Here is a 2,146-nt window from a genome sequence, read left to right on the forward strand (position 1 = left end):
CACTCCTTGCGGTAAAGTCATGATTTGCCCCTTCCGTCAAATCAGGTCTTTGGTTATTGTTTGCGTAAGTCCTAATTAAAGTTCCTACGAAAAGAAAAAATAAAGCGCCTGTCGATCGCAGGCGCTTTTTCGCAACTTTAAAGTGATTATCATTCTTAGCTGAACTTGCTCTATTTTCGCAAAGTGCGATCGCTCTGTCCAACCCATATATCGCTTGAAGGGGCGAGAAACCAGATATAGCAAGCTTTGAGTTTTCTATAAAATATTCTTATCCAAAACGACCATTCACATAGTCTGCCGTTTGTTGCTTCAAGGGGTGATTAAAAATCTTTTCTGTCCGATCAAATTCCACCAACTCACCTAAATACATAAACGCAGTGTAATCAGAAACACGAGCGGCCTGCTGCATATTGTGAGTGACAATCAAAATCGTCACCGTTTCTTTTAATTGATCGATCAACTCTTCAATGCTGGCGGTAGCTATGGGGTCTAAGGCTGATGTCGGCTCATCAAATAGAACAATCTCAGGGTCAGTCGCCAAAGCGCGGGCGATACACAATCGCTGCTGTTGACCACCAGAAAGGTTAAAAGCTAAATCATTCAAGCGATCCTTGACTTCATTCCACAAAGCTGCTTCATGCAAAGCTTTCTCTACTTTTTCATCAAGGACTGCACGTTTCGATTCACCCCGCACCTTCAAACCGTAAGCCACATTTTCATAAATGGACTTAGGAAAGGGATTAGGTCTTTGAAACACCATACTAATCCGCATCCGTACCTCAATTGGGTCAACTTTATTACTGAGCAGGTTAATCCCATCTGGCTCAAGAGTGATTTCCCCCTTATAGCTATTTCCAGGATATAGATCGTGCATTCGATTGAAACAACGTAACAGGGTGGTTTTACCACATCCAGAAGGACCAATCAGCGCTGTTACTTGTTTGTCACCCACTGACATATTAATGTCTTTGAGAGCGTGGACTGTTCCACCGTAGTAGAAATTTAGATAATTGACCGAAGCTTTGATGGATTTTTCTAGGGTTGATGACGCAGTTTCTACCATTTGATTTTTTTGCGTAAACGATAGCGGATATAAATTGCCACAGCGTTCATAGCCAAAGTAATGGCAATTAGAACAATACCTGCTGCTGCTGCATTCACCTGAAACTCAGCTTGGGGACGAGATACCCAATCGAACATTTGAATGGGCATAACTGTAAACGGAGCGAGTAACCAAGAGAATGAGATGTAGGGAAACTGCCCAGTAATTGGTGGTTCTGGTAAGAAGGCTATAAATGTCAGCGCACCAATAGTAATTAGGGGTGCAGTTTCACCAATCGCTCTTGCCAAGGCAACAATAATACCAGTGAGAATTGTGCCTGTTGAGTAAGGCAAAATATGATCCCAAATCATTTGCCACTTAGAAGCCCCTGTTGCATAAGCAGCTTCACGGATACTATTTGGTATAGCACGCAGAGCTTCACGGGTAGAAACGATCACCACTGGTAAAACCAATAACGCCAAGGTAAACCCAGCGGTAATAATACTTCGACCGAAATTGAACCCATAAACAAATACACCCAAAGCCAAAAGTCCGTAAATAATCGACGGAACACCAGCTAAGTTGGTGACATTAATTTCAATTACATCAGACAACCAATTTTTTCGGGCATACTCTTCTAAGTAAATACCTGATGCTATGCCGATGGGTATGGCTACTAAAGACGTTACAAACATTACTAATAATGTTCCCACCCAAGCTGAGAGGATGCCTGCTTCTTCCGCCCTGCGACTAGGAAACGAAGTCAAAAATTGCCACGAAAGACGTGGAAAACCATCGGTGATTAAATCAAATAATAGTGCCAGTAATGTGACAATACCAAACAGCATTGACAAGATGCCAATAATGTTGAAAATATATTGCGATCGCTTATTCCGGCTAATAGTCTTACGGACTTCTTGAATATTAAGAGTTGTCATATCAATAAATTTCTCGATAGCGCTTGGTGAGAAAATGACCAATGATGTTGAAGACTAAAGTCATTAAGACTAACGTCAGTCCAACTGCAAAGATAGTCTGATATTCCAGGCTGCCATGAGGTAGGTCGCCGAGACTCACCGATACAATGTAGGCTGTCATGGTAGC

General features: G+C 42.1%; 2 protein-coding genes and 1 pseudogene. All 3 read right to left on the minus strand.

Annotated features, from left to right (window positions below):
* Nucleotides 1-268 precede the first annotated feature (268 nt).
* Nucleotides 269-1,063 carry a phosphate ABC transporter ATP-binding protein PstB gene (pstB, locus tag RRG12_RS43400; RefSeq protein ID WP_420763094.1) on the minus strand — a complete coding sequence of 265 codons (795 nt, stop codon included), beginning with the start codon at nucleotides 1,061-1,063 and terminating at the stop codon, nucleotides 269-271.
* Entirely contained in the window at nucleotides 1,057-1,980 is a 924-nt protein-coding gene (gene pstA / locus RRG12_RS43405) for a phosphate ABC transporter permease PstA (RefSeq protein WP_069069878.1), read from the minus strand. Before pstA ends, pstB begins: the two co-directional genes overlap by 7 nt.
* A 1-nt stretch (nucleotide 1,981) precedes the next feature.
* Nucleotides 1,982-2,146 (minus strand): annotated as a pseudogene (locus RRG12_RS43410) (phosphate ABC transporter permease subunit PstC); the annotation flags it as partial.

Source organism: Nostoc sp. CALU 546 (assembly GCF_048836525.1).